Below are 12,189 nucleotides of genomic sequence, written 5' to 3'. Positions count from 1 at the left end.
ACTGAGTGCCACTTGGTCAAAAACCGTCCTGTAAACCGATGCCCTGATAAACCCGAACCCTACCGCCGTCATCTCGTGGTTGTGCCCGCCGAATCCGTGGTTCGACTGCCAGCAAGTCCCGCCCTAGGGTCTGAATCGTGCTGACATACTTATCCCTGCCCTGAGTCTCACACCACTTTTTCCATGCTGCGAACATGTCAGCGACGGAAACCACTTCCCCCGGTCCGACTCGGCAGCAGTCCCGCACGAACGCCGCAACCGGGGATGACAGATCGTTCATTTCCCCCAGAGCTTCGAGACTGGAATCAGGTTGCACGAATCGACCTCGTTCTCTGAGACGCTGCCAGCCACCAATCGCCCAGAGGAAGATCCCCGGCAGTTCCTGGAGTAACTTGTCAATCAAGTTGTGGTCCTCGGCTCCGTAGAAACTCTGATTCGTGGTGAGCATGATGAATCGAGAGATAACGGCACCACTCGCATCGTTAAGTCGCGGCAGTTCGTTGGAGAGAATCAGAAATCGGGTCGGCAATTTACAGGTGACGGTCGTTAGGTACTTCCGCTCGATGGTTTGGGTATCTTCGCCGGTGATACTCAAGAGCCGTTCAACAATAACAGCTTGGTCGGTACGTCCTGACATTCTCGCGTCGGCAATGACAGCTACACTTTTTCCCAACAGTGGTTGCAAGCCGAAAGTTCCCGTCAGGCTCGATAATGTTGGCGACACGACGTTTCCCTGCCCGACGAGAGCCGTGAGCACTCGTGCGATCGTTCCTTTTCCGCTCCGCTTCGGCCCCACAAGCATGAACATTTTTTGCTGGGAAGTATCAGTCGTGAGCAAATAGCCGAAGATCTCTTGCAGCACCTGGATGCTCTGTAGATCGTCTGCCCAGAGCGAGTTGAGAAACGCCAACCACCGCTGGGGGGGTGGTGCGTCTAAATCAACTGAGAATTCAACCGCTGTGGTGGTGAAGAATGCAGGACTGGCGGGAACGGAAAACAGTGCCTCTCGGTCAACTAGCGAAGGCAGGTGAACCACTTCGGTCCGTGTGGCGAGACAATCCGCCGCTTTCCACCCATGGGGAGCTTTGCCTAGCCACTTGGTAGGCTCGATTGCAGTGGGCAAAATCGACTTGGCTTTCAGGTGTTCAACCACGTCCCCCACAATGCGGGATTTCAAGTCGAGCCATCGGTCATTCATTAGATTGACAACTTGGGCGCGAACTTCCTCGACCGGCTTTTCCTGAAAACGCCCATGACACCACCACCACCAACCGCCGCGCCAGAATCTCAGCGGTGACAATTCGGCTATCTTGCTGATTGCGAGAATATAATCCGCTTCGACGCCGGGGTCTGCATTCTTGGCTTTGCCCTTCAAGTCATCGGATTCTGGCGATTCCGGCTCGCTGGCTTGCTGAAGCAGCTTTTGGAATTCAGCTGCACCTTGAGCTACGATAAAATCGTCGATGCCTTGCTTGTCGCCATTCTCGGCAGGAGGTATGCGGACAATGCGAACCTTTGCCCCGTGGTCCTTGAGAACTGCCGCTAGTTGTCTCGCGGCTCGCTCCACTTGTTCATTTTCTGCCGTGTCAGAATCGAACGCAATAAAGACTTCTCGCCCCTTCCAGGCGATACGTGCCAGGTCTGGCAACAGTGCCATGCGATTAGCAGAGTGCCAACACTCCACGCCAGGCAACCCAATACAAGGAAAGCCGGCTTGTGTTGCCGCGTCAGTTTTCTTCTCGCCTTCGCCGATCACGAGTCTGGCTGTCGGATCGGAAAGTATCTTGCGCGTTGCTTGCGGAATGTACGCCCTATTGGGTACGCCACTGGGTTGCAAGTATTTGTTGAGCTTGCCTTTATTGTCCTTCGGTGGATTGTTCGGCTTGACTCGCTTGTGGACCACTGTTCCCGTCGAGTCGTAATAGGGAATGACTAACGCCGCCCCGTAGCTTGCTGGATACGAAGAACGATTCAGGATTGCGGCCAGATTTCCGCGATTCGTTTCGGTGTAATACCCAGCCGCTCGAATCGTTTCCATCGTCAAGCCTGAACCCTCGGCGAGTTCTTTACGGTGAGCTTCAGAGAGAAATGGCTCTTCCGTTTTGCGGTTTGCCGTGGTCGTGGTCGATATGGTATCATTGAAATTCAACATAAAAGCTTCCTTGCTTTAGCCTTGGTGCGTCTCTTCAAAATCGCACCAAGGTTTTTTCGTGGTGAGTTAGACGCCGATCTTGGCTAGTTCTTTTTCCGCGCGCTCAATATCCCGCTCTCTTTGGTGCGGAGTGCGAACCGTGGTAGAAGCGCCATTGGCGGCTGCGGTGCAACGCTCTTTGAACCGTCTTAGCGCAGGTCGAGTTGAGAAGCGACGTCCCCCGACAACTATGGTTTCGAGCTTGACGCCACGAACGCCGCTAAGATACCAGCGCCACGGGGTAGATGGGTTTACCCCCTCTTCCTTAGCGACTTGATTGAGCGAAATAGGCTCTTCGGAAAATAGATCGTACATGATTGGCTCCTGCAGTTGTTTGTGAATTAACAACTACAATTGGAACACAATCAATGGATATGCTGAAGGAAGAAATAGGGTGCAAAATGCCCAAACAGGGAAGACGCTTAGAGGATTCCCAGGAAAGCACTAAGCGGTTTCCCAAAGACCAAGTTCACGCAACCGATTACGCACGGTTTTATCGCAAGCTCTTTTGCCGTGCTTGTAGAAAAGAGCGTTGGATATCTTCTTGCACAGTTCTCTCTGTCCGCGATGAAGCCTATATTCTTCACGCAGCCATTGCTCTTCCTCGGGTGTAGCAAGCTTCTTGGTCTTCTTGCCACCTATCGGTCGCTTGCCTGCAAGACTAGCGCCATCTCGCAATGTGTCGGTCTGTAAGCACATCAGGAATCCGGTTGACAATCCAACAAAATAGGCTTTACGAGATAAATCTGATGCGTTTTCGAGACTAAGCTTTGTCTTGAGTGTTTTACTCTTCTCAATAGCATCTTTGACATCTTCCAGGAGTGCATGGGCGAGAGCCAATGTGTCATGGTTAAGCTTATCTAAACCGATTCTGCCATTGTAGGCTTTCTTATAACTGAAACTGATACATTGAGGGCGATTCAAACTTTCCCAGTTGGGATCAATTTCTTTAGCAATTTCAACAGCATAGTCTGCACAACCTTGCAGGTCGGCAATTAAAAGTTCAAACATTTCCCTGTCTGCGATATCGTCATTCATCGTGCGATCTCCTATTAATAGCCGAGTCGACTACCGGCAGCCGTGGGGAGATTGCAACCACGACGACCGGCAGTCTTAGCGGGTAATTAGTCCGCGAACTCGGCAATCTGAATTCTAACCAATCATTCTGGCAACTTCGATTGCCTTTTTTCGATCCTTTTCGGCGTAAACTTCGGTGATTCCGATGGATTGGTGCCCCAGTAGAGTTTTCGCCGCATCCAGGTCGAACTCTCGACGAACACGCGTGGCCAAGCTGTGCCTCAATTGGTTCGGCGACCAACCGGGGATGTCGTTATCCTTGCAAGCCCGATAAATCGCTTTCCCATAGCTCTGAGTGGTGTACCCACTGGCTGGCTTGCGTTGCGGGTTCTTCTGTTTCTTCGATCCGGCTCGATTCCCGCAGGATAACGGGGTCTTGCGAGCCTCCGCTCGTTTAGAACGCATCTCCTCCGTTGCTTCCCTAGGGTCGAAACAATAATCCTCAGCCCCCCGCAGCAGAAACGGGGTCAGCACTTCTTGAGCTTGGGGACCGATGTAGACAGTACGCTGAAGCCCATGATGGGCGGTCTTGTGCTGAGTCAGCTTGGCTTCCCAAACTTCCCCACTTCGATCCACATCGCAGGGACGCAACCCACAGACTTCCCCAGGTCGGCAGCCGGTGTGCATCTGGAATTTCACCATGGCCGACACGACACTCGACAGGTAGGGGAAGGTTTGCTCGACGACTGCCAAGTCCACAGGTTTGACGGGATCCGGTTCACGAACGCCGCTTCGCCCTTTTCTCAGTCCCGGGATGATCGCCAGGGTCTGGGCGACAACGGCAGGGATCAAGCCCTCAGAAGCCCCCCAGCGAAATACTGCCACGATCTGCCGCATCCGCTCGTTGATGTATGGGCGGCTGAGATTTTCCTCGATAAACTTGTGACGCATCGCCTTGAATTGCAGGACGCCAAACTCTATGGCCAGGGTCCGGCCATACAATTCTTTGAGGGGGGTGATACCAAGTCGCATGTTGTTATAGGTTCCCCGCTTGGGAGTACCGTAATACTCCTTGGCAAACGCCAGATAGCGGGCGACCAGCTCGACAACAGTGATGGAATCTGCCGGGACGCCATAGGTGCTTGATCGCCCTGCTGCCAACCACTCACCGAGGATACGGTCGTATTCCCGATGGCTGGCTTTGGTCCCGTGGGGGCCTAGATAGTGGCGATGCCCGGACAACTCGATGAAGGCTTGTCCGCTGGCACGGTGCTTGCGGTACTTTGGGGTCTGGTGAGATAGACGCGGCATAGTAAGGGTTCTCCTAAGTTAAAAACCGCAAGCGGGTATATACCCGCTTGGGTTTCGGAAAACGCCTCACTGCCGAACGTCGGCAGGTTAGAAAAACCACTGTATTTCTAGGCTCAAACTTGAGTGGGCGACACAAGATTCGAACTTGTGACCTCTACGGTGTGAACGTAGCGCTCTAACCAACTGAGCTAGCCGCCCGGGGTAGAGTGTATTTTAGCCTGCGCGAGAATGAGTGGCTAGGTGCTCTCAGGGCGTGTGACCGGGGTGTCATCGACGATATCGAGTGACGGAGTTTGTACCACGGTTGACTCGTCTGCAGGTGAGGGGACACTGTCGAGAGTGCTGTTAACGACTGATTCACGCCCACTGTAGTCGGGTTCACTGTAAGTAGGACCATCGTACTGCGGGTTATTGTATTCAGATTCGTGGTAACTGATCTGGCGAGGTACCTCATAGATGGCCTCGTTGAATTCGTTCTGAATTCCCGAAAGTCCTTTGCGGAGTTCGGCCAAGCTTTTTCCCCAAGATCGCGCTACCTTCGGTAAGTCTCCTCCATAAAGCAGCAGAGCTATCAGAACCAACAACAACATCTCGCTTGGGCTGGGGGAGAGAAATCCGAGCAAGAGGCAAGTCTGAAACATTGTGTTTGAAAGCTTTTAAATGAAATGGGCCAAAGATCGAGATTACAATCTAATCCCGATGGTCCTCGATACGAGTGTTGGGATCTGAATCATTGCCTTTCATGCCCTTCTTAAACTCCGTAATTCCTTCGCCGAGCGACCGCATCACGGAAGGGAGCCGCGTGCCAAACAGCAGCAGAACAATCAGTCCTACGATAAGCATTTGCCAGAGACCTGGAGTAAACATTTTAGCTGTCGCCACCTTTGCCATAAGGCTAGCCGAGAGTGTCTGGCCCAAGCGAAACGTTCACTTAGGCATTTAGGTCGGTTGACCAGATGTACCCACACTCGGCTGTGAGCTAGGAATCACTGCTTTCAATTCTACTGGCGGCTAGTGGTAAGTCAAATCGGCCCCGGTCGCCTGGCCGCCGAAATATGATTGTTCCCAGTCAAATCGCAGGCAGGATGACCGTCCTACGACAGGAGTTTACCGCTGGAGAGATTGCCAACCCTCACGACCGGCAATTCCGCCAGACTCGATGCTGGGTTTGTAGCGGTAATAGACCTCCAAGCAGAGCGCGGAGAGGGCCGTTGCGTAGACCCGCCCGCCATAGCCTCCCCAAACCGTGTCGGCATTCCAGCTGCCATCGCTCTCTTGGGTAGTCAGCAGCGTTGTTGTGAGGGCGTGGTTCCACGATTCCCACGCCGCCGCAGAAGAGGCAGAATGATCTTGATTCTGTTGCAGTGCGAGCGTGGCATAGTACCAGTAGTACAGATTATGGTTCTTTGGGGAAGGCATCTCGGCTGAGAGCGATTCGACGGCTTCGTTTATTGCATCACGGCCGAACGAACCACTTCTATCGACTTGCAGTAGTTGGTGACAAAACCACGCCTCGGCTGTCATCGTACGGCTGGCTGGACTGTCAGGGCGGTACGAGGCCAGGCCGCCCGAATTGCCACGTCTCACACGTTGCAAAAACCTATCGATGCGTGTCCAGGTGACATCCGGCACATCGATGCCCGCTAGCTCTGCACTCTTGAGGGCCATGAGTTGCCAACCGAGTTGGCTGGTGTCTCCCGTATCACCGCGACGATAACGCCAACCACCATCAGTTGGATGCTGCATGGCGAGTGAGTATGAAGTCGCTGCACGAACCAGCGAGTCAAGACGCGAATCGTAAGTCATGGCGTAGGCCTCGCAGGCAGCGAGTGTTGCCATCGAATGACAATAGGTGCGAGCAAATAATTGGGCATCTCCGTAAAGCGAGCCGTCGGCGCGCTGCCGTTGTCGAAGGTATTCCAAGCCGTGAGCTACCTCAGTGCGATAGGAACCATGCTGGTGGGAATTGCCGTTGCCTAGGAATGCCAAGATTGCGAGCCCAGTTATTCCTGTATCAGCCTCCGCACCGGCACCACCGCGATTGTGACCAAGCACTACGCGTTCCTGTCCAGCACCAAATCGCGAGGCGTCCCAGCCTCCGTTTTCTGACTGAGCTTCTGCCAGCCAGCCGAGGGCAGCGCGAACCGCTTTTTCGGTTTGCTCGCTGCCTCCACGTTGCGTAGCAAGTTCCGCAAGGTTCTCGGCGAAACGGTCAGTGTATTTGTCAGGAATTGCCGCATGGCTGGGAGCTGTGGGAGGGGTTACCGGTAAGACGTCAGGATACAACTCGGGTTGTTTTGATTCGGACTTCTGCAGAACGGATTCTGAAGGAGGAATTGGTGAAGGCTCGTTCGGTTCTGGTGAGGCTTCTGCTAGGGAGAAATCTGCGTCATCTTGTTTGGGCTCGTTTTCTGCTACGAGGTTCTCTGGTTCTGGTGCAGGAGCAGGCAGAAGCGTAGGGGCTTCCAATGGCGGGGCAGGGGGGGATGACTCCTTGTCTACCGGATTCTCGGCGAGAATATCCGTCGCGGCGGAATCAGCCGTTTCGAGACTGGGTTCCTCGCTAGGTTCAAGTAGAGGCTCGGCTGTGTGAGTTCCTAGCGGCGGGGCTACAATATCTTCCCAGTCGGGTTGAATCTCTTCCTGGGGATCTGGTTCCGCCATGGGCATTTCCATCGTAAGCACGGCAATGTGAATGGGTACCTCTTCTCCGCTTTCGGGGGCGCCCGTTATGACCCGCACGGTAATCGAGAGAAACGCAAAGAGGACATGGACCCAAAGCGACAGGATCGCGCATTTTTGCCACGTTCGCTTGTTCGCCCATCGTGTGCTCAGAAGCACGACAATCAAAACCGAAAATGCTCCCAACACTCCCCACATCGCCATCCAAGTTGAGCTAGTGAGTCCCCAATAGGCTAGCGGAGGTAGTTGAGAATAATTCATGAAGATTTCAATCAAACCAATTAGCGGGTCGTATTTCCTACTCCCTGCGCCAGCTTAACCGTGATACCCAACTCAGAAATATGAGCGTCTTTGCAGGCTGATAGTGCGGCGGCCACATGTTGGAAAGCACATGTAGCATCGCCACGGATCACCACGCTGAGTTTTGGATACTCTTGCTGGGCTGCCTTGAGAGAACTCGTTAAGTTCACGAGAGTCATTTCCTCATCATCTAGCAGCACACGGCCATCGGACTGGATAGAGACAACTCTTTGCTTGGGAGCCGAAGTAAGCGGGGCAGCGGCAGCTACTTCAGGAAGATTCAGATCGATATCGCGCTCCACTTCAGCAAACTTGGTGGCCACCATAAAAAAAATGATCAGCAAAAACACCACGTCGATCATCGGCGTGAGATTCAGCTGTGGTATTTCGTCTTTTTGAGTTTTGAGTGGCACGATATTTCACTTTTAGCTGCTATAGCATGGTAACGCCCCAGAATTGCAATCCCGGGGCGATGCAATGGTTTTCATTGTTAGAAAATTTCACGCTACTTTCTTTTGGTTTGTTTTTCCGCGAGGGCGGTTACGGCGATCTTCTAACCCCTCAGCAGAAATCAGGTGAACGATCTCCTGTCCTCGTCGATCTATTTCCATGACCAAAGCATCCACTCGGCCCACAAAATAAAGATAAAATATCAACGCAGGAATCGCGACCGAAAGCCCAGCGGCAGTCGAGATCAAAGCACTGCCAATCCCCCCAGCCAGCAACTCGGTGCGGCCCATAGCGGAGCTATTGGCGATCACGTCAAAAGACTGCATCATTCCCGAGACGGTGCCCAGAAGACCCAACAAAGGGCAAACAGTCGAGACGCCATTAATGACGCGTAGATAGCGATGCAATTCGTTCGCCACGCGTTCCCCTTCGTCGAGCACAGCCTGCTCAACTTCGACTGCCGGTTTGCCCCATTTGCGGACCGCTGCGGTAAAAACTCGGGCAATCGAACTGTCGTTGGAATCGCAGCGGTCGAGAGCTTCGGGTTTTTCCAACCCGCCCTCGCCGATTTGTAAGAGAAACCGCTCAACGAATAATCGAGGCACAACACGGCGGCGGCGAAGACTAAAGCTACGTTCAAACACGACCAGGAGCAGCACGAACGAGCAGATCAGAATGGGATACACCATAGGTCCCCCTGCGGAGATCATATCCCATAAGCTTTTCGAACGCTCGGCCATTTGAACTGCGCCGGAGGGCATTTCTTCAGCGTAGCAGGCCGGGCTGCTATGCAACAGAACCACGGTCCAGGCTGAAGTGAAGACGATCCGGCTGATTCTTTGGATAGTGGTTTGCATCCTAATGAACTCGCCTCTCTTGGGTCGATTTATTTACGCATTGTCGTTGTAGTAAGTATTGCTTGTCGCTGGGCCCACTTAAGTCGACTTGCCAATTGTTCAGCGACTTCTGAAGCGTTCCAATTTTGCAGGGCTTGCTGATAGAGTTCGCTGGCCTCCAGCCAATCTCCCTTCAGTTCGGCGCACTTGCCTTCCTTTAGGGCAGCTTTCGCCTGCCATTCAGGATACTGATGGTCGAGCAAAACATTCTGGTATGCAGTTTGGGCATGTTCATAGTCGTGCTGAAGAAAGTAAGTCTCGCCGATCATCCACTGTGCCATCGCAGCCGTCTCAGTTCCGTTGGTCAATTCATTATTCAAGACTGCCTGGTAGGCTTGCCGTGCTTCAGACATTTGGCCGCGCCCGGCCAAGGCTCGGCCGCGGAGATAGTCTGCCTCGTAAGCCAATTCAAATTCTGGATAGGCCGCGTCAATTTCGCTAATTATCTCCGAAACGCGTTTCCATTGTTGTTGTCTTGCTGCTAGTTGGGCCCGTCGCAAGTGAACTATCGGGATCCACGGCTCCGCAACTCCGAACACCAATAATTTGAGTGCTTCGAACTTCTGCCTCGCTGAGTTGTAGTGTCCCAATCGAAACTTGGCTTCTGCTTCCCAGAAGGCCAATTGTGCGAAGGTTGGTCCTGAATCGATCTCCCAATTTGTACTGTTCAGGAATTCGCTAATCTCATACCACTGATCTTCTTGCGCCGCGAGCTGGCATTTCAGGCAAGCGGCTTGGGCTCGCAGTAGCTTGCTCTGCTCGCTGACAACTTCATCTACCGAATCCGCTAAATCAAGAAGACTGTTGATATACCTTCGAGCTGCGTCGCTATCTTTACCATCGGCTGCCGCCAGTGCTAGCCAATAGGCGGCCTCGTCGGCTTGGGGGCTTTGGGGGAACTTTTCTAGCACTTCTTTGTGCCGATTTGTTGCCGTACTGAGATTACCCAGGTCGGCCTCCAGCTGAGCCAGATTAAGGAGTGCATCTGCGGACCGATCAAATGTTGGAAATTCAGCCAATAGTTGGAAGTAGAAGGTTGCCGCTTCAGATTTCTGACTCGATCGATCGTGGAGTTGAGCTGTACGCCAGAGTGCTTCAGGGCGTAAGTTCGCTCCCCCTGTCGCTAGGAAATCTGCGTATGCCGCAAGCGCTGCATCGTAGTATCCGTCTCGTTCCAGGCCGACTGCTTCTTCGAAAGTTCTTGTGCTTGGAACGAGTTCTGTCGGCAGGCTGACAGAAAGCTGCTCATTCGCGTCCACTGCCTTTGACAAACAGACAACGATCAAGAGAGCCAGGGATTTGAGAGGTAGTTTGGGCATCATGGCAACTTGCGATGGTGCCCCCCTAATAAAGTAGGCTCGCCGGCCCCATTGGTGGCAAAGATCCACAGAGGGGGGCGGCAAGCCTCGCCAAGAATTCAAGAACTTATTTGGAACGATCGGAGCGACTACAGTTCCGATTCGATCGCACCCTCGACATTGCCCACCATGTGGAGGTGGTTGTGATCGACATAGATGACTTCGCGAGCGTCCTCATCCTTCAGGGTGTGAGGGAAAGGCCAGCCGATGCGGCGAACGTCTTCGTAATAGACCGTGCACTTGTAGTGTGCGTGATGCTGTTGAGCAGGTCCGATCAGCGGATAGACGCGTGGCGGATCGATATAGTCAGCGATTTTCTCCTTCACGATACGCACATCGTTCCGATTATGCTCGTGCAAGAAAGGGAACCCTCCTTGAACAGGTTGCGCCTTCTCTAAGGCTCGCATGACTTCGTCGTCGCTGGGCGGATCCAGGGCAACAATGTCGGCCCCTGAGGTGAGCGGGCCAAGAATTGGTGCCCGATCATAGCGTTCATGCTGCCAGAATTCATCTTCTTTCTTCTTCTGAAGATATGGAGTCACTGGTACTGGAATCGAAAAGGGTAACAGATTTGGCCCCAGAGTGGTCACACCCCAGAAGCAACCTGTCGTCGATAGTGAGCCTATTCCAATGACAGTTGTAAGAATAGCAGAAGTGAACTTGCTCGGAAGTGACATCGAATCTGCCTTTATCAATTCAGTGATTCGTTAGGGAACGATTAGGTTAGTCGGTATTGCCGACCAGCTCCGCTCCACCGGGCGAAAAGTGACGCAGCTTCGTGCTGAGTCGATGATACTGTTATCGAGATAAGCTGGGGGAAACTTGCGACCTTTTCCGGTTGTAACGAAAAAAAAGAAAAGCAAGGTGAAAACCGCTAGCATTGAACCCACTTCATTGATAGCACCCAACGAGAAAACCCTCGCCCGTGAATATCCGGGCGAGGGTTGGGAACCGTGTTGATCTAACCCAAACTTGGACTAGCGGCAGTTCTTGCAATCTTTGAAATCCAGGAACCACCAGCCGTCATCCCATTCCAGTGTCACCTTCCTCCAGCCCAGTGGAACCTGAGGATAAGGATAGAATGGACCGATGTAAGGCCAAGCCGATGCTGAGTACTGCTTGGGATAAGTCAGTGCAGCATAGTTTGGTGATGCTGCATAGCTGGGCCATGCGTAACCAGGCATTTGTGGATTGTCGTAGTTTACCGACGGTCCCATGGAACCGGGGGCAAAACCACCGCCACCTCCGCCGCCATCAGCCCCTGGCATGTATCCCCCTTCGGGACAATATTGGGCCTGTTGGCTGTAGGAAGCGGCCTGAATGTTGCCTTGTGGGCTTGTGTAAGCATAAGGGACAGGCATGTTGCTGCTATTGCGTTGTGCCTGTCGGGGAGCCACTTGGCGTGAGGCCTGTCGTTGTGGTGCGCTGTTGCTAGCAGCCTTAGATTGCTCAAAAGAGGCTGGGGTGGCACTTTCTTCAATGCCAACCACTTCAATCTTACTGATGACGTGTTGCACGCCTTCGCTGTTCCGGGCAATCTCCTCAGTAAGCATCTTCTGATGCTCGCTGGTGACCGTACCCTTCAGCCATGCAACCCCATCTTCGTACTTCACGCCGACGCGGTAGCCCTTCAGCCGACCACTCTCTTTGAGATTGTCGGCGATCTGTTGTGCTGTGTTCTCATTGCTGGTAGCAGCAGTTGTAGTCGAAACCGCTGGACCCAGCGCTGTGATCAGCAACGCAAAACCTAACATGAAACTTCGCATGGTCCCCCTCCTGAATTATTCGCTGCTCTGTCCTCTCGCTGAGTCATTTGACTCAAGCTAGTGGCCGATACGCTGCAACCGGGCAGCACCTACGTGGTGCATCCAGACCTCTGAGTCGCAACGAGGTATCAATTACCACGACGCGAGTCGAATTGGTCGATCTGCAGTATGGTTTCGGCGCGCGAGGCTGCGGGAAGGGAGTTTTTTTCCGATTCTGA

The 12,189-nt window shown here is 53.2% G+C and carries 12 protein-coding genes and 1 tRNA gene; all 13 read right to left on the bottom strand.

What is annotated here, in order from left to right:
* Positions 1–16 precede the first annotated feature (16 nt).
* The gene (locus Pla144_RS11085; protein WP_146450736.1) at positions 17–2,152 is read right to left on the bottom strand and encodes a phage/plasmid primase, P4 family; all 2,136 of its coding nucleotides are present in this window, start codon (positions 2,150–2,152) and stop codon (positions 17–19) included.
* Positions 2,153–2,218: 66 nt separating this feature from the next.
* On the bottom strand, positions 2,219–2,506 hold the full coding sequence (locus Pla144_RS11080; RefSeq protein WP_146450735.1) for a DUF1580 domain-containing protein: 288 nt from the start codon (positions 2,504–2,506) through the stop codon (positions 2,219–2,221).
* 129 nt (positions 2,507–2,635) lie between these two features.
* Positions 2,636–3,229, bottom strand: coding sequence for a hypothetical protein (locus Pla144_RS11075; protein WP_146450734.1), 594 nt, complete (start codon positions 3,227–3,229; stop codon positions 2,636–2,638).
* A 114-nt stretch (positions 3,230–3,343) separates the two neighbouring features.
* Positions 3,344–4,519, bottom strand: coding sequence for a tyrosine-type recombinase/integrase (locus Pla144_RS11070; RefSeq protein ID WP_146450733.1), 1,176 nt, complete (start codon positions 4,517–4,519; stop codon positions 3,344–3,346).
* Between the two features lie 124 nt (positions 4,520–4,643).
* Positions 4,644–4,717: transfer RNA gene (locus tag Pla144_RS11065), tRNA-Val, on the bottom strand.
* A 38-nt stretch (positions 4,718–4,755) separates the two neighbouring features.
* Complete coding sequence (locus Pla144_RS11060; protein WP_146450732.1) at positions 4,756–5,160, bottom strand: twin-arginine translocase TatA/TatE family subunit; 405 nt, start codon at positions 5,158–5,160, stop codon at positions 4,756–4,758.
* A 49-nt stretch (positions 5,161–5,209) separates the two neighbouring features.
* Positions 5,210–5,386 carry a twin-arginine translocase TatA/TatE family subunit gene (gene tatA, locus Pla144_RS11055; RefSeq protein ID WP_146450731.1) on the bottom strand — a complete coding sequence of 59 codons (177 nt, stop codon included), beginning with the start codon at positions 5,384–5,386 and terminating at the stop codon, positions 5,210–5,212.
* Positions 5,387–5,626: 240 nt separating this feature from the next.
* A complete protein-coding gene (locus tag Pla144_RS11050; RefSeq protein ID WP_146450730.1) occupies positions 5,627–7,462 on the bottom strand; it encodes a prenyltransferase/squalene oxidase repeat-containing protein in 1,836 nt (611 codons plus the stop codon).
* Positions 7,463–7,482: 20 nt separating this feature from the next.
* A complete protein-coding gene (locus Pla144_RS11045; protein ID WP_146450729.1) occupies positions 7,483–7,914 on the bottom strand; it encodes an ExbD/TolR family protein in 432 nt (143 codons plus the stop codon).
* 87 nt (positions 7,915–8,001) lie between these two features.
* Entirely contained in the window at positions 8,002–8,808 is an 807-nt protein-coding gene (locus tag Pla144_RS11040) for a MotA/TolQ/ExbB proton channel family protein (protein ID WP_146450728.1), read from the bottom strand.
* A 29-nt stretch (positions 8,809–8,837) separates the two neighbouring features.
* Positions 8,838–10,169 carry a tetratricopeptide repeat protein gene (locus Pla144_RS11035; protein ID WP_146450727.1) on the bottom strand — a complete coding sequence of 444 codons (1,332 nt, stop codon included), beginning with the start codon at positions 10,167–10,169 and terminating at the stop codon, positions 8,838–8,840.
* 125 nt (positions 10,170–10,294) lie between these two features.
* Complete coding sequence (locus Pla144_RS11030) at positions 10,295–10,882, bottom strand: hypothetical protein (protein WP_146450726.1); 588 nt, start codon at positions 10,880–10,882, stop codon at positions 10,295–10,297.
* 300 nt (positions 10,883–11,182) lie between these two features.
* Positions 11,183–11,971 (bottom strand): BON domain-containing protein, encoded by a 789-nt coding sequence (locus Pla144_RS11025; protein ID WP_146450725.1) that lies wholly within the window; start codon positions 11,969–11,971, stop codon positions 11,183–11,185.
* Between the last annotated feature and the right edge of the window lie 218 nt (positions 11,972–12,189).

The sequence above is a fragment of the Bythopirellula polymerisocia genome, from assembly GCF_007860015.1.
In the GTDB taxonomy this organism is placed as follows: domain Bacteria; phylum Planctomycetota; class Planctomycetia; order Pirellulales; family Lacipirellulaceae; genus Bythopirellula; species Bythopirellula polymerisocia.
This window is presented reverse-complemented; position numbering and strand designations above follow the sequence as displayed.

Excerpts from the sequence above, each read along its gene's own strand:
- Pla144_RS11085 (WP_146450736.1), bottom strand. The coding sequence starts at position 2,152 with ATGTTGAATTTCAATGATACCATATCGACCACGACCACGGCAAACCGC.
- Pla144_RS11050 (WP_146450730.1), bottom strand. The coding sequence starts at position 7,462 with ATGAATTATTCTCAACTACCTCCGCTAGCCTATTGGGGACTCACTAGC.
- tatA (WP_146450731.1), bottom strand. The coding sequence starts at position 5,386 with ATGTTTACTCCAGGTCTCTGGCAAATGCTTATCGTAGGACTGATTGTT.
- Pla144_RS11030 (WP_146450726.1), bottom strand. The coding sequence starts at position 10,882 with ATGTCACTTCCGAGCAAGTTCACTTCTGCTATTCTTACAACTGTCATT.
- Pla144_RS11080 (WP_146450735.1), bottom strand. The coding sequence starts at position 2,506 with ATGTACGATCTATTTTCCGAAGAGCCTATTTCGCTCAATCAAGTCGCT.
- Pla144_RS11025 (WP_146450725.1), bottom strand. The coding sequence starts at position 11,971 with ATGCGAAGTTTCATGTTAGGTTTTGCGTTGCTGATCACAGCGCTGGGT.
- Pla144_RS11035 (WP_146450727.1), bottom strand. The coding sequence starts at position 10,169 with ATGATGCCCAAACTACCTCTCAAATCCCTGGCTCTCTTGATCGTTGTC.
- Pla144_RS11060 (WP_146450732.1), bottom strand. The coding sequence starts at position 5,160 with ATGTTTCAGACTTGCCTCTTGCTCGGATTTCTCTCCCCCAGCCCAAGC.
- Pla144_RS11075 (WP_146450734.1), bottom strand. The coding sequence starts at position 3,229 with ATGAATGACGATATCGCAGACAGGGAAATGTTTGAACTTTTAATTGCC.
- Pla144_RS11070 (WP_146450733.1), bottom strand. The coding sequence starts at position 4,519 with ATGCCGCGTCTATCTCACCAGACCCCAAAGTACCGCAAGCACCGTGCC.
- Pla144_RS11040 (WP_146450728.1), bottom strand. The coding sequence starts at position 8,808 with ATGCAAACCACTATCCAAAGAATCAGCCGGATCGTCTTCACTTCAGCC.